The 18,912-nt window shown below is 55.4% G+C and carries 16 protein-coding genes; 10 read left to right on the plus strand and 6 right to left on the minus strand.

Annotation, left to right across the window (positions count from 1 at the left end; all coding sequences use genetic code 11):
• The first annotated feature begins 59 nt into the window (after positions 1-59).
• Positions 60-572, plus strand: coding sequence for a DinB family protein (locus BLU05_RS11850; RefSeq protein ID WP_091880316.1), 513 nt, complete (start codon positions 60-62; stop codon positions 570-572).
• A gap of 331 nt (positions 573-903) precedes the next feature.
• Positions 904-2,802 carry an ABC-F family ATP-binding cassette domain-containing protein gene (locus BLU05_RS11855; protein ID WP_091880317.1) on the plus strand — a complete coding sequence of 633 codons (1,899 nt, stop codon included), beginning with the start codon at positions 904-906 and terminating at the stop codon, positions 2,800-2,802.
• Positions 2,803-3,257: 455 nt separating this feature from the next.
• On the opposite strand, the gene BLU05_RS11860 is transcribed toward BLU05_RS11855, so the two are convergent.
• Positions 3,258-4,691 (minus strand): MFS transporter, encoded by a 1,434-nt coding sequence (locus tag BLU05_RS11860; protein ID WP_091880319.1) that lies wholly within the window; start codon positions 4,689-4,691, stop codon positions 3,258-3,260.
• Positions 4,692-4,809: 118 nt separating this feature from the next.
• On the opposite strand from BLU05_RS11860, the gene BLU05_RS11865 reads away from it, so the two are divergent.
• Positions 4,810-5,445: a helix-turn-helix transcriptional regulator gene (locus tag BLU05_RS11865; RefSeq protein WP_244518322.1), complete on the plus strand. Its 636-nt coding sequence runs from the start codon at positions 4,810-4,812 to the stop codon at positions 5,443-5,445.
• Here BLU05_RS11865 and BLU05_RS11870 read toward each other — a convergent pair.
• The 4 genes from BLU05_RS11870 to BLU05_RS11885 all read right to left on the minus strand — a co-directional run bounded on the left by BLU05_RS11870 (position 5,424) and on the right by BLU05_RS11885 (position 8,906).
• Positions 5,424-5,972 (minus strand): GNAT family N-acetyltransferase, encoded by a 549-nt coding sequence (locus tag BLU05_RS11870; protein ID WP_175540582.1) that lies wholly within the window; start codon positions 5,970-5,972, stop codon positions 5,424-5,426. The two genes, BLU05_RS11865 and BLU05_RS11870, sit on opposite strands and share 22 nt — an antisense overlap.
• Positions 5,972-6,562, minus strand: a complete 591-nt coding sequence (locus tag BLU05_RS11875) for a hypothetical protein (RefSeq protein ID WP_091880323.1) — start codon at positions 6,560-6,562, stop codon at positions 5,972-5,974. The genes BLU05_RS11870 and BLU05_RS11875 overlap by 1 nt, the downstream gene beginning before the upstream one ends.
• 1 nt (position 6,563) lies before the next feature.
• A complete protein-coding gene (locus BLU05_RS11880) occupies positions 6,564-7,013 on the minus strand; it encodes a DNA polymerase III subunit chi (RefSeq protein ID WP_091880325.1) in 450 nt (149 codons plus the stop codon).
• 393 nt (positions 7,014-7,406) lie between these two features.
• Positions 7,407-8,906, minus strand: coding sequence for a leucyl aminopeptidase (locus BLU05_RS11885; protein WP_091880326.1), 1,500 nt, complete (start codon positions 8,904-8,906; stop codon positions 7,407-7,409).
• A gap of 269 nt (positions 8,907-9,175) precedes the next feature.
• Between BLU05_RS11885 and lptF the strand changes: the two genes are divergently transcribed.
• The 7 genes from lptF (at position 9,176) to BLU05_RS11920 (ending at position 18,224) form a co-directional block, all read left to right on the plus strand.
• Positions 9,176-10,387 carry an LPS export ABC transporter permease LptF gene (gene lptF / locus BLU05_RS11890; protein WP_091880328.1) on the plus strand — a complete coding sequence of 404 codons (1,212 nt, stop codon included), beginning with the start codon at positions 9,176-9,178 and terminating at the stop codon, positions 10,385-10,387.
• Positions 10,384-11,472, plus strand: coding sequence for an LPS export ABC transporter permease LptG (gene lptG / locus BLU05_RS11895; protein WP_091880330.1), 1,089 nt, complete (start codon positions 10,384-10,386; stop codon positions 11,470-11,472). Before lptF ends, lptG begins: the two co-directional genes overlap by 4 nt.
• A 1-nt stretch (position 11,473) precedes the next feature.
• On the plus strand, positions 11,474-13,822 hold the full coding sequence (locus BLU05_RS11900) for an LPS-assembly protein LptD (protein ID WP_175540583.1): 2,349 nt from the start codon (positions 11,474-11,476) through the stop codon (positions 13,820-13,822).
• Between the two features lie 157 nt (positions 13,823-13,979).
• Positions 13,980-14,927 carry a SurA N-terminal domain-containing protein gene (locus tag BLU05_RS11905; RefSeq protein WP_091880333.1) on the plus strand — a complete coding sequence of 316 codons (948 nt, stop codon included), beginning with the start codon at positions 13,980-13,982 and terminating at the stop codon, positions 14,925-14,927.
• 15 nt (positions 14,928-14,942) lie between these two features.
• Positions 14,943-15,968 (plus strand): 4-hydroxythreonine-4-phosphate dehydrogenase PdxA, encoded by a 1,026-nt coding sequence (gene pdxA, locus BLU05_RS11910; protein ID WP_091880334.1) that lies wholly within the window; start codon positions 14,943-14,945, stop codon positions 15,966-15,968.
• On the plus strand, positions 15,965-16,786 hold the full coding sequence (rsmA, locus tag BLU05_RS11915) for a 16S rRNA (adenine(1518)-N(6)/adenine(1519)-N(6))-dimethyltransferase RsmA (protein ID WP_091880336.1): 822 nt from the start codon (positions 15,965-15,967) through the stop codon (positions 16,784-16,786). The genes pdxA and rsmA overlap by 4 nt, the downstream gene beginning before the upstream one ends.
• Positions 16,787-16,976: 190 nt before the next feature.
• Positions 16,977-18,224 (plus strand): MFS transporter, encoded by a 1,248-nt coding sequence (locus BLU05_RS11920; RefSeq protein WP_091880337.1) that lies wholly within the window; start codon positions 16,977-16,979, stop codon positions 18,222-18,224.
• Between the two features lie 30 nt (positions 18,225-18,254).
• Here the strand turns inward: BLU05_RS11920 and gmk are convergent, their stop codons facing one another.
• The gene (gene gmk, locus BLU05_RS11925; RefSeq protein WP_091880339.1) at positions 18,255-18,911 is read right to left on the minus strand and encodes a guanylate kinase; all 657 of its coding nucleotides are present in this window, start codon (positions 18,909-18,911) and stop codon (positions 18,255-18,257) included.
• Position 18,912 lies beyond the last annotated feature (1 nt).

An 18,912-nucleotide genomic window follows, 5' to 3' on the forward strand; every position in this document is an offset into this window, starting at 1 on the left:
CGCCCTTGTTTGGATATTATGGCAATAAGACTGACTCATTTCGGCGGAAAGTCAATTTGATGGAACAGCATTTTCGCATGCTAGCGGCCTATAACCGCTGGGCAAATGAACGGCTTTATGCCGCCGCGGCAGCACTTGATGACGAGGATTACCGGCGCGATATGGGGGCATTATTCAAATCGCTGCACGGAACGCTCAACCATCTCCTCGTGACTGATCGCGTTTGGCTCTATCGCTTTACCGGCGAAGGTGACGCACCCAAGGCACTCGATACCATTTTGTTCGAGAAGCGTGATGAATTGCAGGCAGCGCGCGTCAAGGAGGATGCCCGCCTTATCAACTGGGTCAACGGGCTGAGCAGCGAAAATATTGCCGGCCGGTTCACCTATACGACGATCAGTGACATGCGCACGTTCAGCCAACGCATTGCACCGGCTCTGGCACATCTCTTCAACCACCAGACGCACCATCGCGGACAGGCGCATACGATCCTGACTGCACTGGGAACCTCTGCCCCATCCCTTGATCTGATGCATTTTCAAAGGAGTGAAGAAGGCCGGGCATATGCCTGAAATGCTATCGTGCCGGTATTGTCGTGGGTCCTCGGGTTAAACCCGAGGATGACGAGAGGCAGGGACTATAAGATAACCGTGGATGGCACGTTAGGATGACGGAGTGAAATGCTAACGAGTGTACGCTCTTGCACAATCAAACCACTTCTGCATGGCGAGATTATCGTACCACACGCCTCCTCTCCGTCATCCTCGGGCTTGACCCGAGGACCCACAACAGGCAGGCAAATCACCCACAAATATCTCTCAACTCCACTTTCTCGCTCAATCGGCACATATCTCCCCCTAGCACGGCTTGCGAAAAACGCATTTCCCGTGCAAAAGCGCGGCCATGCTTATTCTCAACGATATATCCGTGCGTATGGCCGGACGCCTGCTGATCGATCACGCCAACCTTAACCTGCCATCGGGCACGAAGGCGGGTTTGGTCGGGCGCAATGGTGCGGGCAAATCAACGCTGTTCAAGGTCATTACTGGCGAAATGCCGGCGGAAACCGGCGATTTCTTCCTGCCGAAGAATATCCGCATCGGTCAGGTGGCGCAGGAAGCGCCGGGAACCGAAGATTCCCTGATCGAGATCGTGCTGGCCGCCGATCTGGAGCGTACCGCTCTATTGGCAGAAGCCGAGACGGCGACTGATCCGAACCGCATCGCCGAAATCCATATTCGCCTCGTTGACATCGATGCGCATTCGGCCGAAGCGCGTGCCGGGGCGATCCTGTCGGGCTTGGGTTTTGACAGCGAAGCGCAAAAACGCCCTGCCTCGTCGTTCTCCGGCGGTTGGCGCATGCGCGTGGCTCTTGCCGCGGTACTCTTTGCCGAACCTGACCTGCTGCTTCTCGACGAACCAACCAACTATCTCGATCTGGAAGGCACGCTGTGGCTGGAAGATTATGTGCGCCGTTATCCGCACACGGTCATCCTGATCAGCCATGATCGCGATCTTCTCAATTCAGCCGTCAACTCGATCATCCATCTGGATCAGACAAAGCTGACGCTGTGGCAGGGCAATTACGACCAGTTTGAACGCCTGCGCAGCGAAGCGCTGGAACTACAGCAGAAGCAGCGCACCAAGCAGGAAGCGCACCGCAAGCACATGGAAGCCTTCGTTGAGCGGTTCCGCGCCAAGGCATCCAAGGCCAAGCAGGCCCAGTCGCGCCTGAAAGCCTTGCAGAAGCTGAAGCCGATCTCATCTGTTATCGAAGACCATGTGGCGCCGTTCCATTTTCCGGAGCCGGAAAAGGTTGTGGCATCGCCGATCATCGCGATTGAAAGCGGCGAAGTCGGCTACGCGCCCGGCAAGCCCGTGCTGAAACACCTCAATCTGCGCATTGATGCGGATGACCGCATTGCGCTGCTGGGGTCGAACGGCAATGGTAAATCGACCCTCGCCAAGCTGATCAGCGGACGTCTGGGCCTGCAAACCGGCAAGATCACCGTGGCGCCGAACCTGAAGATTTCCTTCTTCGCCCAGCACCAGCTGGATGATCTGGTGCCTGATGACAACGCAATCGAGCATGTGCGCAAGCTGATGCCCGATGCGCCGGAATCCAAGGTGCGCGCCCGCGTTTCGCAGATGGGTCTTGCGACGGTGAAGATGAACACTGCCGCCAAAGACCTTTCCGGCGGTGAAAAGGCCCGGCTTTTGATGGGGCTTTCAACCTTTCAGGGTCCAAATCTGCTCATCCTCGATGAGCCGACCAACCATCTGGATATCGACAGCCGCGAAGCCCTGATGCATGCGCTGAATGATTTTGACGGGGCTGTCATCCTGATTGCCCACGATCGTCATTTGATCGAAGCCACCATGGACCGGCTCTGGCTGGTGCGTGACGGGGCAGTTGCACCTTACGATGGTGATCTTGATGCCTATCGCTCGCTGGTTCTGGCCGACGCCAAGGCCGAACGCTCCGGCAACAGCAAGATATCAGTCGATGAGGGACAAAAGCTCAGCAAATCCGACCAACGCAAGCTCGCCGCACAAAAGCGCGAAGCCCTAAAACCGTTGCAAAAGAAGATTCAGGAAGCCGATGCCATGGTGCAGCGTTTCCAGAAGAAGGTCGAGACCTTGCAGGACCAGTTGGCCGACCCGGTTATCTACAGCCGCGAACCCGCAAGGGCGACACAGATCGGCAAGGAAATCGGTTACGCCAAATCCTCGCTGGCCCGGGCGGAAGAGGAATGGCTGACGCTTTCAACCGAATATGAAGCGGCGATGGCTGATCTCTGATTTGGTGATGTTGTAGTTGCAGAATATAGCTCCCTGCAATCCACCCATCTCCGTCATCCTCGGGCTTGACCCGAGGACCCACGGTTAAGAAGATCAGATGAATCCGTATATTCAACAATTTTGAATTATGGGTCCTCGGGTCAAGCCCGAGGATGACGGAGAGATGGAAGCCCGAGGATGACGGAGAGATGGGAGCCATAGGATGACGGAGATAGGTGGGTTGCAGAGAGCTATATTCTGCAAGCTTTGCGATTAGCGTTCCATCCACACTCTCCCTCATGGTGAGCTTGTCGAACCACGAACCACGCGTGGCAGGTTTTGCAGCGATCATTGCTAGCTCACAAAATCACAAGAGAGGGGATTTGCAGGTCGAAATCCTCCCCTCTCCTGGATTTTCCGGGAATTCAGCAGATGTGAATTCCCGAACGGTGCCAGCCCCCATAGAGGCAGGTTTTCTAAGAATTGAGGCAGTCGGCTGCAAACACCGTTTTCTTGCGGAATGGCAAGGCAAAACCGGCGATCAGGGCAGCAAGACCAATCATGGTTGAGACCGCAAAGATGGTCATTGTTGCATCGCGCAAGGCATCAGGGCTGGTTGCCTGCGGATAATTGGCGGCATTGGCCACCAGACCGGCGACAGCTGCGCCGATGGCATAACCGGCGGACTGCAATGTCGGCAGCAGTGCCGATGCCCGGTCGCGCTCGCCATCACGCGCCGCTTCCATGACACTCTGGCTTAAAAAGCCCCAGCTGACACCAAATCCGGCACCGATGCTCATCTGACCGGCCAGAACCACCAGCGGCAGATCGGCGGAGAAGCCGAGAACGAGAACGGCGAGCCCTGTGACCAAAAGTGTTGGCCCAAGGCGGATCAACCATGAGCGGCGGCGCGAGTCCTGAATATTGGCAACCAAAATGGCGATTGTGCTCCATGCGACGGCAAAACTTGCACTGAATGCGCCGGCCATGGTTGGGCCATAACCCCACAAATTCTGCAAGGTCATGACAAGATAAACCGACGTGGAAGCCTGCGCGATGGGCATAAGCAACACGACCCAAAGGCCGATACCGACGGTGGATGTAAGCGCGAAGGCATCCGATGGAAACAGCGGCGTGCGGCTGCGGCGGTCCACAATCACAACGGCGGCAAGGACCGCAGCGGCACCGGCGACGAACAGCACTTCCATCGTCAAAGTCTGCATGATGCCTGCGAGCGCCACCAGCATGATGCCGCCTCCAATGGCTGCGAGCCGCAGGAATGGTACGGACAAACTCCCGGTCTCAGCGCTGGAGCGCGGGACGATACGGAAAACCAGCGTAATGAAGATCAAAGCCATGGGAACGTTGACGAGGAAAGCAGCGCGCCACGATACGGTTTCCGTGAGAATACCGGCGACCAGCGGGCCGCCAAAGGCGGCAATGGCCCACACGACAGCTTCCGCGCCAAAGACTTTCGCCACAAGACGCGACGGGAAAAGTTCAGGAATAAGGGCATAACAGATGGCGGCAATCACGCCCTCGCCCAGCCCCTGCAGCGCCCGGCCAACAAGCACTTCCGTCATGGACGAGGCAAAAGCGGCGATCAGTGTTCCGACCAGAAACATCAGTGCAGCACCAACCAGCGCCCGGCGTGGCCCTAATTTGCCTTTCAATAGCGCACCGCTGGCACCACCGACGATGGACAAGACGAGATAGAGGGTAAATGCCCAGGAGATGAGCGCCAAACCGCCGATCTCCCGTACGGCTGTCGGCAAGGACGTGGAAACCAGAAAGCCATTGAACGCAAACAACGCTACGCCGAGGCAAAGCGTTGTTGTTGCGGCCGAATATTGCGGGCTTATCAGCTCGGACCAGCGCGCATCACTGGTTTGATCTGTCGACTCTTGCATGGCGTCACCTCAATTAAATAAGTTTTATGTTTTTATATTACCCTTAATAAAACAAGCAATAGCTTTTTAAAAATATTCTTGTTATCGTCAGAAGATGCAGGATCGTACCACAAATCGCATGCTCTATTCCCTGAAGGTGGCTGGCGCGCAGACCGCCGCATCGCTGGCAGACCGCCTTGGCATCACGTCCGTTGCTGTTCGTCAGATGCTGGGGCGGCTACAGGAGGACGGCCTTGTTGACTTTGAAGACAGCCGCGAGACTGTCGGTCGGCCCAAACGCTTCTGGCATTTGACCGATGATGGCAACCGGCAGTTTCCCGACAATCATGCCGCCCTGACAGCCGACATTCTGGCTTCGGTATCCGCTGTTTTCGGCGATGCTGGTCTCGACAAGCTTATTTCCCATCGTGAAGCCACCACGCTCAATCACTACCGCAACGAGTTGTCCAACATAGATTCCATGGAGCAGCGCGTGGAACGGCTGGCGGAAATACGCTCTGCCGAAGGCTATATGGCGGAGATAAACCGCGATGAATCAGGAGCATTGATTCTCGTCGAAAACCACTGCCCTATCTGTGTCGCCGCCAAAGCGTGCCAAAAGCTCTGCCGGTCAGAGCTGGATGTGTTTCAGGCCGCGCTTGGCCCTGACGTGGAAATCAAGCGGTTCGAGCACATATTGAAAGGTGCGCGGCGCTGCGCCTATCGGATTACCGGGACGCAAGTGGATAATCGTCAGCTGACGATGAGGCTGTAAAGCATCGGGCTCATATAGGTGGTGCCGACACGCCAGTAATCACGCATCGGCCCGCCCTCGCACTCAAAACCCAAACGCTCCACGAGCTTGATGGAGGCGGCATTGTCAGGATGAATGATCGCCGAAATACGGTGTATTTTGAGATTTTCCGAGCAGTGATTAACGAGCGCCTGCACCGCTTCCCCCATCAGGCCGCGGCCCTGCCATTCGGTTCGCAGGATATAGCCGATTTCAAGCCGGTGATTACGCGCTTCGCGATGATGATAATTGACCATGCCGATGCACTGGTCCGTTGTTCTGTCTGCTACCGCCCATGCCATCGTTTCATAGGGTGATGTGGTCTTGGCCAGCACACGCAGCCAGCGCCGCGTTTCCTCGATTGTCTCGCAGGCGGAAAAATCCCAGTATTGCGTCAGCTTTTCATCACCCAGACAGGCATGCAGGCCCTTCTCATCCCGGCTTTCAAACTGCCGCAAGCGCAGGCGCGGCGTCAGTAAAGTCGGACAGCCATTGAGCTGATGGGTCATCACCGTCCCCATTTTGGCGCAGCGGGTGCGTTGGTGGGCTGTGCTTTGCGGCGTCCCAGCCGGATCAGGCCAAAGAGGGCGACGGCAATCATCGTCAGACCAGCAGGGATAACCCACCGGTCAACCGTAGCCGCACCCTTTCGCAGAACCAGATCAACCTGCGCCACTTCAAGACCATCCACATCACCGGGCCCTATCTTGAATGTATAGTCACCTGAGACAACCGGATCGATATCCCCCGCCCTGTCGCGATAGACACGCGGCCCCTGTGGCGATCCCCGGTTGGCTGTCTGGGCGTTGACATAGGACAGCGTTTTGACCAGCACGTCCTTGCCATCGCGGGTGACGACAGAAGTCAATGTGCTGCGTCCTTCAGCCGGAATGAAATTGCGCAGCGGCTGCATATCCACAAAAACACGGACAGGTCCGTCGCTATCCTTCAATGCTACGGTGATTGGCTTGTAGGGGCCGGGTCGGTCAAACACCCGCCATGACCCTATCTCGGCACCGGAAAAATTATAGATGTACCAGGGATAACCGATGCCAAGCCCGATGCCAGCAATCAAAAGCAACAGCAGCAGCTTGCGCATGTCAGGCCTTCTTTTCCCAGCGGCCCTCGGCATTCTGCTGCCAATAGGTCAACATATGCCCTTCTGCCTTCAAAAGCTTCCACTGTGCGCGCGCCTGTTCAAGCTGCATCTGATCGTGCCCGTCAAACATCAGGACAAGCCGTTCATAGGCTTCAACATTGCTGGGCGCGGCACCATCCACCAGAAAGCGCACTGTCGCCCCATTCGGATTGCCCTCACCGGTCGTCAATATGACAGGCTGCTCCTGCGGATGCGGCTCCTGATCCGTGGCATGGGCAAGAAACGATGCGTCGGACCAGGTCCACAGATGATTGTCCAGACTGTCACGCCGCTCCTGCGACCCGGTCTGGATAACGACCTTCCATTGGCGGCTGAGCGAGCGTTCGACCAACCCCGGAAGCGCATTTTCCAGTGTCGATTCAGTCAGATGGTAGAACAGGATTTCAGTCATTTTTACTCATCTGATTGGATATTCGTCACTCGGTTTGGTTGAATGGTTCGTGGTGCGTGGTTCGTGGTTCGTGGTTCGACATAACAACCATGAGGGAGAGGGGTGATGCAATGCTAATCGCCGAGGGCGCAGAACTTGACTCCTCATACCCCACCAATCTCTGTCATCCTCGGGCTTGACCCGAGGACCCACGGCCAAGGAGATCAGATGAATCCGTATGCTCAGCGCCTCTAAGTTGTGGGTCCTCGGGTCAAGCCCGAGGATGACAGAGAATGGAGGATTGCAGGGAGCTAAACTCTGCGCCCTCGGCGATTAGCATTGCATCACCCCTCTCCCTCATGGTTGTTATGTCGAACCACGAACCACGAACCGCATTATCACTTTCTGGCTTTATCAGCCTTCGAAATTATCGTGCACCAATCGGTCCAAAAGGCGCACGCCAAAGCCGGAGGCCCAGGACTGGCTGTATTCCGTTGCTGGAGCGCCCATGGCGGTGCCCGCAATATCCAGATGTGCCCAGGCCGTATCACCGACAAAGCGCTTGAGGAACTGTGCTGCAATGATGGCGCCACCAAAACGGGTGCCGATGTTCTTCATATCGGCATTTTTCGTATCGATCAGCTTGTCATAATCAGGACCGAGCGGCATACGCCACAATTTCTCGCCCGTTGCCTGCCCTGCATCGAACAATTGCGCTGCGAGCGTGTCATCATTGGAGAAAAGCCCGGCGCGTGACACACCAAGTGCAACCATGATGGCACCGGTCAACGTGGCAAGATTGACCATGAATTTCGGCTGGAACCGCTCATTGCAATAGTAGAGCGCATCTGCCAGCACCAGACGGCCCTCCGCATCGGTGTTGAGCACTTCGATGGTCTGGCCGGACATGGACGTGACGATATCACCGGGACGCTGCGCATTGCCGTCCACCATGTTTTCCACAAGGCCGACAATACCGACCACATTCACCTTGGCTTTACGGGTGGCGAGTGTATGCAGAAGACCTGTCACGGCAGCTGCGCCGCCCATGTCCCCCTTCATCTCTTCCATGCCGGCGGCCGGTTTGATCGAGACACCGCCGGAATCGAATGTGACGCCCTTGCCGACGAAAGCGATCGGCGCTTCCTTGCCCTTGCCACCCTGCCATTCCATGATTGCGAGGCGCGCCGGACGGACTGAACCCTGCGCAACGCCAAGAAGCGAGCCCATGCCAAGCTTCTTCATGTCCTTCGGATCAAGGATTTCGACCTTCACATCGAGTTTTTTGAGTTCCTCGATTCGTTCAGCAAATTCGACCGGCCCCAGAATGTTGGCGGGTTCATTGACGAGATCGCGTGCAAGGTTAACGCCCTCGGCCACGGCTTCGGCATTGGCAAAGGCTTTCTTTGCGGCATGAGGGTCGGCCACAAGAATGGTGATCTTGGCGGAAGATTTCTCTTCCTTCCCCTCATCGTCGCTTTTGCCCTTCTTGGTTTTATATTTATCGAAGCTGTAGGCGCGCAGCAGAATACCGAGCGCAAAGTCTGCGGCATTTTCGCCCGAGACCTCTGCCTCAGGCAAAGCAAGAACCACCGAAACATGTTTGGCCTTGCCGATCTTTGCGAATGCGGAACCGCCCAGTTTCAGCCAGTCATCGGCTTTCAACTCGGCCGGATCACCCGTTCCAACCAGCACCAGACGGTCCAGTTCAGTCCCCGCAGGCGCAAGCGTGCTCAGGCTTGCGGCAAGTTTTCCCTTGAAATCCGAGACATCAATGATACGCGACAGCAACGCCTGCCCGACGACAGATTCGGCTTCGCCAGCTACCTTACCTTCGCTGGCCAGAAGCAAAACTGCGGTTCCGTTTTCAACGGCAGCAAACTTTGCAAAACTGATGGATGGTCGTTTGGACATGATATCTCCAGATTGAACAAATTGTGACTTCCTTATTCATCACAGTTGATGAATGAAGTGGGTGACGATAAGGATCGCGCGCTAACACCTTGTTAACCAGCTTTCTTCGCCTATTTTTAGCCAAGCCTGACTAGATTGAACATATACCGGGTTCGTCCCATAGTGCGGCAAAATAATGCCATAAGTTGTATGGCATAGATGAAATGGTCGGTCATTCGTGAACGGCAAGTCGACAAACAAGGTGGCGGAACTCTTTTGCGAAACATGACATGCGCCTGATCGAGATATATATCTTACGACGCATTGTCGTCATGTTCCTGGCTGTCCTGCTGTCGGCAGTCGGTATTACATGGATTGTTCAGGTGCTCGGTCGCATCAACTTTCTGACCACCAGCGGCCAGAGCTTCTTCTATATCCTCAAGTTCAGTTCCAACCTTCTTCCGTCAGCATTTCCCGTTGTCATGCCGTTCGCGCTGGTTATCGCCGTGACGCAGACGCTTTCAACGATGAACCAGGATTCGGAACTCGTTGTCATCAATGCCTCGGGCGCACCGCGTTCCACGGTCATTCGTCCGGTTATCCTCTTCGCGATTGTCGTTGCAGCCCTTTCCTTTATCATTGCCAACTACATTGCTCCCTATTCGCAGATGAGCATGCGGCAGATGATTGCCGATGCCCGCTCCGACGTCATCAATCTTGTCGTGCAGCAGGGATCGTTTCAGCGGCTGGACGAAAATCTCTATCTACAGATTGAAAGCCGCGATTCAAACGGCTCGATCAAAGGTCTGTTCGTCTCCGATTCGCGCGATCCGGTGACTGATCTGCTGTATTATTCCAAGGATGGTCTTGTCGTTGACAAGGGTGACCAGAGCCTGCTGGTGATGAAAGACGGCGAGATCGACCGCCGCGATGTAAAGACCGGCAATGTCTCCATTATCAAGTTCAATACCTATGCGCTTGATCTGGCTGAGTTTTTGCCGAATGACGATAAAGATCCAACGATTTTCGCCAAGGACAGGCCGCTGGATTATCTGATGAACCCGGACCCGAACGATCCTGTTTATCAACAGAAACCTTTGCGCTATACGGCAGAACTGGCCAAGCGGCTGACCGACTGGATGTATCCTATCGTCTTCGCTTTGATTTCACTGGCGGCGGCGGCTGACTCACGCTCGCACCGGGAAGCCCGCATTTCGGCTTCTTTCACGGCGATCACCTTGAGTCTCATCGTGTTCTGGATCAGCTATTCCAGCGGCCAGACGGCGGAAAAGAACGAGGACGTTATTCCATTCCTCTTTGCCTTCCCGATTGTGGTTTCATTGCTGGCAATCTATGCACTGGCGACAAACCGTCAGATCGGTGTCCCGGCGTTCCTGAGCAATCTCTTCAAGAACGGACCTGTTACACCACAGGCAGCGCTTGCGGGTGTCAGGACAAAGCTGCTAAATCCCCGCTCCAATCGCGGAGCGAATGAAGAATGATAGGCTGGACACTCGGGCGTTATTTCTTTCTCCGCTACGTGACGATCACCTGCTATTTCCTTCTGGGAAGCTTTGCGCTCGCCCTGATTCTGGATTTCACGGAACTGTCGAGCAAGCTTGCCGCCCTGCCGCAATATTCATCGATTCAGGCTTTCGGCCTGTCGCTGATGCGTATTCCTTACATCATGCAGCAGGTGTTCCCGTTCATTGCCCTGTTCTCGGCGATGACCACGTTGATTTCCCTTAACCGGAAATATGAACTCGTTGTGGCCCGTTCGGTCGGCGTGTCGGCCTGGCAGTTTCTGCTGCCTGCCTGCACCGGAGCATTTCTGTTTGGCCTTCTGGCAGTGCTCGTGGTCAATCCCCTCGCCGCCTACGGCTTTGAGAAAAGCGAAGCGGTGCAAGCGAACTGGCGGAGCGGAAAAACCAACGATACGACCGACGATCGTGTGCCCTGGCTTCGCCAGAAGACCGATGAAGGCGAGACGATCATTGGTGCCAAGAGTATCGTCAATCGTGGCCTGCGACTTGTCGATGCAACTTTTGTCCGTCTGGACAAAAACAAGGACATTATCGAGCGACTCGATGCCAAAACTGCCGACCTTCAAGAAGGTTACTGGCAGCTAACCGATGTGACGAAATTTGTGCTTGGTGAGACCCCTGTTTCACCGGGCGATGTGCAGATTCCAACCCATCTTCGCCCTGAATTTGTTGAAGAAAGCCTCGCGCGGCCTGAGACGATTCCTTTTTTTGAGCTGCGTAACAAAATTGCCGCAGCTCGTTCTTTTGGCTATCCAGCCAATGCTTTTGACATGCATTTCCAGTCTTTGCTGGCTTTGCCTGCACTTTTAATGGCGATGACCCTAATCGCTGCGACAGTTTCGCTAAAATTTGTGCGCTTTGGACAATCCGGGACAATGATTCTGGGTGGCGTCCTTGCGGGCTTCGTGCTTTATGTCGTCACAGTCGTGGTCAAGGCATTCGGAAATGCGGGATTTGTCCCGCCTTTTGTTGCCGCTTGGACTCCAGTCCTGATTGCGACTTTTTTTGGGGTCTCCTTTCTACTGCACAAGGAGGATGGTTAGAGTGGGATTGAATGTAACGCGCTCGGTGTTGCCGACGTGGCTCGCACGGCTTATGTGCGGGACGGCCGTGCTATGCCTTGCAGGCGGGATTTCGTTCCCAGCCGTGGCCCAGACCAATGATGCCCTAGCAGGTAATTTCAAGACGAATCCAAACGCGCAAATGCTGCTGGAATCGGATGAGCTTGTGTATGACATCAACGCCAAGACGATTTCGGCCGTCGGTGGTGTACAGATCGATTATGACGGCAACCGGCTGGTTGCCCGGCAGGTCACCTATGATCAGAAGACCGGTCGCCTGAAGGCCATGGGCAAGGTCGAGATTGTCGAAAAAGACGGCAACCGCATCTATGCGGAAAATCTCGATGTGACCGATGACTTCAAGGAAGGCTTCATCAACACGTTGCGGGTTGAATCAGCCGATAATACGCGCTTTGCCGCTGAAAGCGCCGAGCGTGTTGGCGGCGAGATTACAAAGTTCAACAATGGCATTTATACCGCGTGCGAACCCTGCCGTGATAAACCCGGCAAAGCTCCGCTTTGGCAGGTGCGTGCCCAGAAAATCATCTGGAACGGCAAGAAGAAGACCATCCGCTTCGAGCGCGGTCGGTTTGAGCTGTTCGGTATGCCCCTGGCATTCATGCCAGCCTTCGAAATTGCCGACCCGACAGTGAAGCGCAAAAGCGGCTTCCTGATGCCGAGCTACAAATATGAGACGGATCTCGGCTACGGTGTCAGTGTTCCCTACTTCTGGGCGCTTGCCCCTAATTACGACCTGACGCTGACCGGCACCGGTTATACAAAGCAGGGTTTCCTTGCTGAAGCGGAATGGCGCCATCGTTTGGCCAATGGTGAATACAGCATCAATCTTGCTGGAATCAGCCAGAACAAACCGCACGAATTCAATTCGATTAACGATCAGGAAGATTACAACAATACCGGTCGCGGTATGGTTGGATCGAAGGGCCATTTCCAGATTAATCCACGCTGGTCATTCGGCTGGGACGTTATGGTGCAGTCCGACAAGGCTTTCGCCTATCGTTATGGTCTCGAGAACTATGCGGATTATAACAAGACCGACCAGATTTATCTGACCGGATTGCATGACCGCAATTATTTCGATCTGCGTCTGTATAAATTCCATATTCAGGAAGGTTGGAGCGACTCCAATCCCTCCTCATCCGAACCCAAGCAGCCCTGGGTTCTGCCAAGTCTCGATTATGCCTATATCCCGACACAGCCTCTTGCGGGCGGCGAGTTGAATTTTAACCTCAACGTGCAGGCACTCAGCCGTGACAAGCTGGATGCTACGGCGGGATACACAGGTCTGCCGCGCACCGGGTATCTCTCTGGCATCAAGGGCAATGACGGCCGCATCACTGGCGAAGTTGAGTGGAAGCGTACGTTTATTACGGATAGCGGCCTTGTTCTGACACCCATCCTCGCGTTGCGCGGTGATGGCATGTATGTGGATTCGGATTCAGCTGGCGTTAATCGTGATCAGGCCTTCCGCGGCTTGGCAACGGCCGGACTTGAAGCCAAATATCCAATCCTGTTTACGGCAGCCAATTCGACCCATGTTCTTGAGCCAACAGCCCAGATTTTTGTTCGCAACAATGAACCCTATGCGGGTCAGATGCCGAACGAGGATGCGCAGAGCTTTGTCTTTGACGCTTCAAGCCTGTTTGAGCGAGACAAATTCTCCGGTTACGACCGGGTTGAAGGCGGTACGCGTGCCAATCTCGGCATTCGTTATTCCGGCACATTCAACAATGGCCTGTCACTCAATGGTATTGCCGGTCAATCATTCCAGCTTGGCGGGTTGAACTCCTTTGCGACATCTGATTTTGTCAATGCAGGTGCGGAGTCCGGACTTGAATCGGCGCGCTCCGACTATGTTGCCATGATCGGTGCCAATTACGGTGCCTATAATCTGACGACAGGCGGGCGTTTCGACAAGGATACGTTTGAAATGCGCCGTGCTGAAGTTGCAGCCACTGCAGCGGGCACACACGGCACGCTTTTTGCCAAATATGCGTTTATCGATGCTCAGCCAACTTACGGTTTTCCGACGGACAGACAGGAAGTCACGCTTGGTGGTTCCCTCAAAATCACACCAAACTGGCGCGTTCTGGGTTCCGGCACCTATGATATCGTTCACGATACACTCGTGAAGCAGGTAGCGGCGTTGGCCTATGATGACGAGTGCTTTACCTACCAGATGTCCTATACCGAGCAGCGGCCAATCGACAGCACTGGCGCGGCAGGCGACAAGACAACGACGTTCGGCTTCAACATTTCGTTCCGCACCCTGTGGGAATTTGGCAAGCCGGTGAATATTGGCGGTATTTAATCATTTCTTTTCAACTGGCCGCACTTGCGGCCAGTCATGCTTTTGCCTTAGTAAAATTGCACTAGGGAACAGAAATAAACTCACAGGAATGGATTTTGCTGATCATTTTTGTCAAAATGGCCAAAAGAGATTCATAAATGATCGGATAACGTGGAAGATGATGGTGAGGAAGCACATTCTTGCGGCGGCGATAGTGACCGCTTTGGGTTCTGGTCTGACGGCAGGGTTTTCGCTGCCTGCGCAGGCAAGTGACGTCAAGGTCATTGTCAATGGATCACCAATTACCGATTATGACATTGCCCGTCGCGCGGCCTTTTTGAAGCTGCAGCGCAAGAAGGGCAACCTCGTGCAGATGGCGCGTGAAGAACTGACCGACGACATGCTCAAGCGCCAGGAAATGCGGCGGCTGAACATCGTTATTTCAGATACGGACGTGAACCAGGCTTTTGAACGCTTTGCCACCAACAACAAGATGACGCTCGCCCAGCTCAATGGTGTCCTCGACAAATCGGGCGTTACGGCTGATCACTTCAAAGAATATATCCGCATGCAGATGGGCTGGGGCCGTGCCCTTGGCACCCGCGGCCGCACGCAGGGTGGTAGCCGCGTTTCCGAACAGGATGCCGTACAGCGCATGTTGAAAGATGGCGGCAAGAAGCCTGTATCGACCGAATACACATTACAGCAGGTGATTTTTGTCGTGCCTGCCGCTGATCGCGGTAATCTGGCAAAGCGGCGCAATGAGGCCAATGCCCTGCGCGCAAAGTTCAGCGGGTGTGATTCAACACGCGATATCGCCAAGGGTACACTTGATGTCACAGTGCGTGACCTTGGCCGTTTCGTCGAGCAGGAACTGCCGCCGGAATGGTCAAAGCAGGTGACAGCTACATCCGTTGGCCATGCCACCGTGACGCAGGATACTGACAAGGGCGTGGAGTTCCTCGGTGTCTGCGCAACCCGCCAGATTTCCGACGACCGCGTTGCGCGTCTGGTCTTCTCGCAGGAAGCGGCAGCAGCCAACCAGAAGCCTGATGCCACGGCAGATGCCGTCAACAAGCAGTATCTCGACGATCTCCGGAAAAAGGCATCCATCGTCAATCGATGATGGTATTGCCCTTTCATGAACAACGTCCTTGCTGTCAGTTCTGGTGATCCGTCCGGCATAGGGCCTGATATCGCGCTTACAGCCTGGACTTTGCGCAGATCAGCCCACCTGCCTGCCTTTTTTCTGCTTGGCGACGCGAAGCTCATTGCTGCGCGCGCGGTGCGATTGGGCCTAGAATGCCCCATCGAAATCACCACACCGGACAATGCCCGCCACGTTTTCGATCGCGCGCTGCCGGTTGTTCCATTGCGAAATCCGCAAATCGACCGCCCCGGCACGCCATTGGCAGACAATGCCGCCGGAACAATCGAAGCCATTGAACGGGCTGTTGAATACACCCTGTCCGGTCAGGCGAGCGCCGTTGTTACCTGTCCCATCGCCAAGAAGCCGCTCTATGAGGCCGGTTTTCGCTTTCCCGGCCATACGGAGTTTCTGGCGCATCTGGCCGGTGAGCATCTCGGCCACGAGGTAACGCCCGTCATGATGCTGGCGGGGCCATTGCTGCGCGCTGTACCCGTAACCATTCACATTGCGCTTAGCCGCGTTCCTGAAGTGCTTGATACTGCCAAGATTCTCGCTATTTCCCGCATTACCGCTGAGGCGCTCAGAAACCAGTTTGGCATTGCCAAACCGCGCCTTGCGGTTGCGGGTCTTAACCCGCATGCGGGTGAAGGCGGCTCAATGGGTTTGGAAGATGAGGAAATTGTGCGTCCCGCCGTCGAAATCCTTCGAAGTGAAGGTATAGACGCTCGTGGCCCTCTTCCAGCGGACACCATGTTCCACGCCGCTGCGCGCGCCACCTATGATGCCGCTGTTTGCATGTATCATGATCAAGCCCTCATTCCGGCCAAGACACTCGGATTTGATGACAGTGTAAATGTGACGCTGGGTCTGCCCTTTGTGCGCACTTCGCCGGATCACGGCACCGCCTTTGACATTGCAGGGTCTGGCAAGGCCAAGCCGGACAGCCTGATTGCAGCCTTGCGTCTTGCCGATGAACTTGCCTCCCGTCGCTCCAGCCAGAATCGCACTATCGCATGAGTATTGACGACCTCCCTCCTCTGCGTGATGTGATTGACCGCCATGAACTGATGGCGAAGAAATCGCTTGGCCAGAATTTTCTGCTTGATCTCAACCTGACCGCCAAAGTTGCGCGGCAGGCGGGTGATCTGCAGGGACAGACCGTCATTGAGGTTGGACCCGGCCCGGGCGGCCTGACACGCGCCTTACTGGCTCAGGGTGCCAATGTCATCGCTATTGAACGTGACGAGCGCTGCCTGTCGGCCCTGCAGGAGATCGCCGATCATTACCCGGGTCGTCTCAGGGTCATCTCTGGTGATGCAATGGAGACGGACTTCAGGGCGCTGGCGGGCGGCGAGAAAGTCAAAATCATTGCCAATCTGCCCTATAATATCGGCACGCAACTGCTGATCGGCTGGCTGCTCAGCGAGCCATGGCCGCCCTTCTATGCCTCGCTGACGCTGATGTTCCAGCGTGAAGTGGCCGAGCGTATCGTAGCAAAACCGACTTCCGATCCCTATGGCCGCCTCGGCGTGCTGGCGGGCTGGCGCACGGAGGCAAAGATCACTTTCGACGTGCCGCCGCAGGCCTTTACACCGCCACCAAAGGTGACATCATCGGTGGTCCATCTCGTTCCGCGCGCAGCACCGCTCCCATGCGACGCGACGATACTTGGCCGAGTAACACAGGCGGCTTTCGGCCAGCGCCGCAAGATGTTGCGCCAGAGCATCAAGCCGCTTGGCGGCGAAACGCTGCTGGCCAAGGCAGGCATAGACGGCACCCGCCGCGCGGAAACGCTATCAATTGAAGAGTTTGTGGCCCTCGCCAACGCACTTTGAGCGGTGGCTCAAGTAAAGCAAATATCGGCCAGATAGAACCAACTCACCCCAACGGTCAGTAGTCCTACGAATTGTCCGCGAAACCGTGGCGTGCACTGATGTGCTGGCGCTTCATGGTGAGCGTACTTTGTCAGGAGCTGAAAATAGCCATTCCATGCTTTACGCGCAGTGCCGCGCAGCCGACGGTTAGATGATCCCCGGACGCGATTTTCGTGCTCTATGGGCAGCGTATACGATCTCAATCGTCGGTGATTGGGCTTATCGCCTCGCGATACCTCTTGTGGTCTATGATCTGACCCAATCGCCCTTTTTGATGTCGCTTTCCTATGCAGCAACCTTTGCGCCATTCATCATTGTCATGCCTTTCGGCGGCGTGCTGGCCGATGCAGTAGACCGTAAACGCCTGTTATGGATTGCGGATTTTATCTCGGGATGTATTGCCCTTGCGATCTGTCTTTATCTGTCCCTCCCCGGAGCAAACGCCTATTGGCTCATGCCGGGGCTGGCAGTTCTGGGCGCCATATCAAGTATTTCTCACCCGGCCTTTCAGGGATTTCTGCCCAGCACCGTGCCCGCGCAACATCTTTCACGTGCAAACTCATTGATCACGACAAGTGATAGTGTTCTCAACCTTGTGGCGCCAGCAATTGGGGGCTCGCTCGTGGCCTTACTGGGTGCATACAACGTGCTTTGGTTGAATGCCGCATCGTTTTTTCTTTCCATGGCACTCATCTTGATCATTCGCGCCCAAAACCCTGTTGGTGACGGCACTCTGACACTATCGGTTTCCTCAGTACTTCATGGCCTGGGTCAGGGTCTAAAAACTGCCATGCACTACCCGATCATCAAGTGGGGCACATTCCTGTTCATTCTGGTCAATTTCTCTTCCCACCTTATCCTTGGAAATATCATTTATTTTCTCACACAGGACATCGGACTTAGTCCGGAGCTGGCAGGTCTTGCCTTGGGTCTCTCCGCCATTGGCGCAATCATTGGGTCTCTGATAGCGCCGAAATTGATGCAGCGCGTTCATCCGGGGCGGCTCATGCTGGCATGCGTGTTCGTGTCAGCGATCGGAACGGCACCCCTTCTGCTGGCGGAACGCCTCGATTTTTGGGGTGTTGTCGGCGCGCGGTCTATCACCATGGCCGCTGAAGCCGTTATCGTTGTCACGATGTTCACAGAACGGCAACGCGTGGTGCCAACTCAATATCTAAGCCGCGTGGTCGCAATCACCAGAACGATCAGCTACGTGCCAGTTCCTTTGGCCGCTACGCTTGGCGGGTACATTCTCGCAACACAGTCCGGAGACATGTCAACGGTAATAGTATTGAGCATGATTGTGCTCATTGGATGTGTCGTGATCGGTGTCTTCACCCCATTTGTGTCAGCTGACGATGAAAAAGAAACACGGATGGATACGACAGCAAGTGTGTAGGGGTGGCGTTCAGCGTCACGCCAACGCGCTCTAGTCGATCTTTTCATCCAGCAGGGTGCTGACGAAATCAAACAGGCCGGGGCAACGGTCGCGGCGCAGGCGTTCGGCAGTCACGATTGACTGGACCTGATGATAGGCGCGGTCGAGATCCTCGTTGACGATAACATAGTCGTAGGATCGCCAACGCTCGATCTCGTTGCGTGCATTGCGCAGGCGCACATCGATCACTTCCTCCGTGTCTTCGGCGCGGCGATGCAAGCGGTGCTTCAGAGCAGTCATCGACGGCGGCAGAATGAAGATGCTGACGACGTCGCCCTTCATTTTTTCCTGTAATTGCAGCGCGCCCTGCCAATCAATGTCAAAAAGCATGTCCTGGCCATCGGCAAGGGCATTTTCCGCGGCTTCCCGGGGTGTGCCATAGAAATTGCCATGCACCTCAGCCCATTCAATCAGTTCATCGCTGTCGCGCAGGCGCTCGAACTCGCGCACGGAAATGAAATGATAGTGGACGCCTTCAATCTCGCTGGCGCGGCGCGGACGCGTGGTCACGCTAACCGACAATGCCAGTTCGAGCTTCTCTTTATCATTGAGCAACAGTCGGGCGATCGTCGACTTTCCTGCGCCCGATGGCGAGGACAGCACCAGCATGAGGCCACGTCGTTTGATGCTGTTGGATGCGTTGAGCATG

Origin of the sequence: Phyllobacterium sp. OV277 (assembly GCF_900104355.1) — a bacterium.
Lineage (GTDB): Bacteria > Pseudomonadota > Alphaproteobacteria > Rhizobiales > Rhizobiaceae > Phyllobacterium.

What these genes read in the sequence shown, in the direction of transcription:
- BLU05_RS11920 (WP_091880337.1), top strand. Translation starts at nt 16,977, where the DNA reads ATGATCCCCGGACGCGATTTTCGTGCTCTATGGGCAGCGTATACGATC.
- BLU05_RS11880 (WP_091880325.1), bottom strand. Translation starts at nt 7,013, where the DNA reads ATGACTGAAATCCTGTTCTACCATCTGACTGAATCGACACTGGAAAAT.
- rsmA (WP_091880336.1), top strand. Translation starts at nt 15,965, where the DNA reads ATGAGTATTGACGACCTCCCTCCTCTGCGTGATGTGATTGACCGCCAT.
- lptG (WP_091880330.1), top strand. Translation starts at nt 10,384, where the DNA reads ATGATAGGCTGGACACTCGGGCGTTATTTCTTTCTCCGCTACGTGACG.
- BLU05_RS11865 (WP_244518322.1), top strand. Translation starts at nt 4,810, where the DNA reads ATGCTCTATTCCCTGAAGGTGGCTGGCGCGCAGACCGCCGCATCGCTG.
- pdxA (WP_091880334.1), top strand. Translation starts at nt 14,943, where the DNA reads ATGAACAACGTCCTTGCTGTCAGTTCTGGTGATCCGTCCGGCATAGGG.
- BLU05_RS11870 (WP_175540582.1), bottom strand. Translation starts at nt 5,972, where the DNA reads ATGACCCATCAGCTCAATGGCTGTCCGACTTTACTGACGCCGCGCCTG.
- BLU05_RS11860 (WP_091880319.1), bottom strand. Translation starts at nt 4,691, where the DNA reads ATGCAAGAGTCGACAGATCAAACCAGTGATGCGCGCTGGTCCGAGCTG.
- lptF (WP_091880328.1), top strand. Translation starts at nt 9,176, where the DNA reads ATGCGCCTGATCGAGATATATATCTTACGACGCATTGTCGTCATGTTC.
- BLU05_RS11855 (WP_091880317.1), top strand. Translation starts at nt 904, where the DNA reads ATGCTTATTCTCAACGATATATCCGTGCGTATGGCCGGACGCCTGCTG.
- BLU05_RS11905 (WP_091880333.1), top strand. Translation starts at nt 13,980, where the DNA reads ATGATGGTGAGGAAGCACATTCTTGCGGCGGCGATAGTGACCGCTTTG.
- gmk (WP_091880339.1), bottom strand. Translation starts at nt 18,911, where the DNA reads ATGCTCAACGCATCCAACAGCATCAAACGACGTGGCCTCATGCTGGTG.
- BLU05_RS11885 (WP_091880326.1), bottom strand. Translation starts at nt 8,906, where the DNA reads ATGTCCAAACGACCATCCATCAGTTTTGCAAAGTTTGCTGCCGTTGAA.
- BLU05_RS11850 (WP_091880316.1), top strand. Translation starts at nt 60, where the DNA reads ATGGAACAGCATTTTCGCATGCTAGCGGCCTATAACCGCTGGGCAAAT.
- BLU05_RS11875 (WP_091880323.1), bottom strand. Translation starts at nt 6,562, where the DNA reads ATGCGCAAGCTGCTGCTGTTGCTTTTGATTGCTGGCATCGGGCTTGGC.